Origin of the sequence: Tardiphaga sp., assembly GCF_041424195.1 — a bacterium.
In the GTDB taxonomy this organism is placed as follows: Bacteria; Pseudomonadota; Alphaproteobacteria; order Rhizobiales; family Xanthobacteraceae; genus Tardiphaga.
Genome location: NZ_JBGMOE010000229.1, coordinates 1 through 3,024, shown reverse-complemented (window position 1 = coordinate 3,024; position 3,024 = coordinate 1). Strand labels below are relative to the sequence as shown.

General features: G+C 59.0%; 5 protein-coding genes. 4 read left to right on the top strand and 1 reads right to left on the bottom strand.

All coding sequences use genetic code 11. The annotated features are described in order from the left end of the window. The 4 genes from ACEK02_RS32470 to ACEK02_RS32455 all read left to right on the top strand — a co-directional run. Positions 1-222, top strand: a 222-nt coding sequence (locus tag ACEK02_RS32470; protein ID WP_371425925.1) for a hypothetical protein, incomplete at its 5' end; no start/stop codon positions are given. Positions 223-355: 133 nt separating this feature from the next. Further along, the gene (locus tag ACEK02_RS32465) at positions 356-652 is read left to right on the top strand and encodes a hypothetical protein (RefSeq protein WP_371425923.1); all 297 of its coding nucleotides are present in this window, start codon (positions 356-358) and stop codon (positions 650-652) included. Between the two features lie 40 nt (positions 653-692). After that, the gene (locus tag ACEK02_RS32460) at positions 693-1,124 is read left to right on the top strand and encodes a hypothetical protein (protein ID WP_371425921.1); all 432 of its coding nucleotides are present in this window, start codon (positions 693-695) and stop codon (positions 1,122-1,124) included. Positions 1,125-1,176: 52 nt separating this feature from the next. Next, positions 1,177-1,461, top strand: coding sequence for a hypothetical protein (locus ACEK02_RS32455; RefSeq protein WP_371425919.1), 285 nt, complete (start codon positions 1,177-1,179; stop codon positions 1,459-1,461). Positions 1,462-1,501: 40 nt separating this feature from the next. Here the strand turns inward: ACEK02_RS32455 and ACEK02_RS32450 are convergent, their stop codons facing one another. Then, on the bottom strand, positions 1,502-2,530 hold the full coding sequence (locus ACEK02_RS32450) for a tyrosine-type recombinase/integrase (protein WP_371425917.1): 1,029 nt from the start codon (positions 2,528-2,530) through the stop codon (positions 1,502-1,504). Positions 2,531-3,024 lie beyond the last annotated feature (494 nt).

Genomic DNA, 3,024 nt, shown 5'->3' with positions numbered 1-3,024 from the left:
GCCTGGTCGCGACCCAAGGCGCGCGCCGCCAACCCCTTCGATGACGGCATGACCAACGCCAGCGACGATGGCTTCGCTCCGCGGACGGAAGATCTCCCCAGCGACGACGCCTTCACGCCCGCCGCGGAACCGAAGACCCGCAACCGCCGCAAGGCGCCGAGCGACGAGGCCAGCAACCCCTTCGCGACCGAAACAGGCGAACTGGTCGGCGCACACAACTAAACCCGGCCCACCCACTGGCGGTTCGACCTTCACTCCGGTCGAACCGCCCTTTTTTTGCACAACACACCGAAAGCACTAAAGAAGCATTATGAGCAGATACAAAATCCCAGCTTCCGTCATCACGGACACTCGCGTGAGCGAAATCATCGTTGGATGGGATCGCCCCCTGCGCACGTTTTTTGTCCAGGTGCATACGCCCGACCCGGACGAAGAGGGCGAAACGATGCTCCTTCTCCACGAAGGATGTGACATCGATCGCCAGCTCTCGATGCACGACCTGAAGGTGTTGATCTCGCCTTACGCATCGCTTCCGCCAGAAATCGAGCAGGCCATGAAGCGCGACCAGTCAGGCTCGATTTCGCAGGTTGACGGGCCCAGCCAACGCCACATGAAAGATCTGATCCGCCAACTCTTCGACTATGACGATTAGAGCAAAGGGGGAACTGATGGGTTGATCTGCAAGGAGCACCATGATGCCCATCATCCACATCGAACGCCTTGAACGCTCCGAAATCCGCCGCAACCCGAACACCCTCTACGTCTTTGGCGACAATCTCGCGCGCAAAGGTGGCGCTCCTGATCGGACGGGGTGGTCCAATCCGAGGGCCGGGCAGGCCGCCGCGTGCCGCGGCGAGCCAAATGCCGTCGGCATTCCCACCAAGCGCGCCCCATCAATGCACGAGACAGCGTTTTTCACTGACGCAGACCTCCCCGCAGTCAAACCGATCATTCAGGCAGAATTTCGCCGGCTTGCGAGCCATCTGCGGTCAGGCAGGACCGTCGCCATACCGACGAGCGGTGTCGGGACGGATCGCGCCCAACTCGCGCAGCGTGCTCCCGCGATCCGAGCATTCATCGACCAATGTTTCGCACACCTGGCTACGATCGCCCCCCAAGCCTGACGAAGCCAGAGGAGAGAGGGTGTGGGGATCTGATCCACCAGGGAGAATAATCATGCCGCACATCCTCGCCCTTTATGAAATCGATCGTGCATTCGGCGGAACCGAAGAAGGAGGCTGGTTCTATGACTGCGGCCAGCTCGTCAAAATCCTCGCCGTAGATCACGACAAAGAACGGGCTATGGCCAGATGCAACCGAATGAACCGGTGGCTAGATCGGCTTCAACGCAATCGGAGACCCGTCTCCAGCGTCGCCTATGACGGTGGCCGATATCAGGCAATGACCTATCAGCACGTCGCACCAGCGTTCTTCCCGCGAGAACGACCCATATACCAATGACACAATGCTGCGGCGAACTGGTCTGAGGCAACCTGAACCGCTAAACGAATGACTTGCCTGCATTGCCCTCGAAAAGTTCATCCTCGCGCACATATTCGCTAACCATATCAAAACTCTTGTGACGACTCTGACGCTGCATGGCGAAGGGACTTTCGCCCCGCCGTGCAGCCTCCGTCAAAAATCCCGACCGCAGCGAATGCGCAGCAAACCCCGCCGGATCGAAACCGGCGCCCGCGACGGCCGCCTTCACGACCAAGGCTACGCCCTGCGCGCTCATGGCTTTTCGTCCCAACTTTCCTTGCGGGGTCAGCTTCAAAAACACGGGGCCACTCGTAATCTTGCTGACCTGAAGCCACCGCTCCAAATGACCCACCGCATCGGTTTCCGCCGAACGGGGCACGGCAACCTGGTGGCCATCTCCCTCCTGATCGGTCTTCGACTTCGGGATCGTGAGCAGCAATCCACGACGATCGATCCGAAGATCCTCATAGCGGACCGCTACCAGCTCAGAGCGGCGCAAAGCGGCAGCCATGCCCAGCGCGAGCAAAGCCCGATCCCTGCAGGCCCGCAAATCCCCGCCAGGAATCGCCTCAAGCATTCCTCCCAGCACGTCAGCCGCAGCAGCGCGCTTGCGCGCCTTGCCTAAGCCGGCGCGCGCACGGCGTATCCCCGCGATCGCCCTCTCAAGCTCGATCGCACCTTCCTGCCGCGTTGGAGGTAGAAGATCGGCGAGCTTATGCGCGAAAACGATAGCCGACAGCTTCTTCTTTAGTGTGCTCGCGGCCAAAGGCTTCCCGCCACTGGCCTGTGAACCATTATCGGCGAGATCCGTCAAATAGGCCGCGACCGCCTTCGGCGCCGCCGGCAATGACGGATATCCATTCTGCCGACACCATTCGACGAACAGGTTCCAACTCGATTCATAAGCAAGGATCGTCGCATCGGCATTCGCCTTTGCGACATACCGATCCACGCGATCCTGATCCACGCCATCCAGCTTGAACGCACCGGCCTTATCGGCCTCTGGCGTCGAATTCGGTGGAGATACATCATCGTGATCGGCCGACATCGCTGTGGGTCATCCTGTTGCTCAAAACGCCTCAAGGCGGCGTGATTTTGCCAGGGACCGTTATAGCGAGAAATCGAGTTCTCGCTATAATGAATCGATATACGAGACCCCTCTGCACTGCTATCGGTAATTTCTGCAAGTAGCAGGCCTTATGGCCTGTAGAGCCAAGTGGGATGGGAGTCCGCGAAGACCTCAAGACATAGAGGCGCGCCGTCTAAACTCATGGCGTAAGGATAGATCTGGAGACCGAACGTGCTTAACTTCCCACCCAAGTCAACTATTGACGGCGTTCCGGTAAGCCGCCTGAAAGCGATCCTCAAATCCCTCCACGCCAACAGATCCGACATGACGGCCCTTCGTCTATCCAAAAAGACCTACAGCGAGTGCGACAACGCGATCTCCATCGAAATACTGAACGCGCTGGGCGCCTTCGATCCTAAGAACCCGATCCGAAAGTTGTTGAGCAATACCAGTATGTTGTGATTCACGCCGTC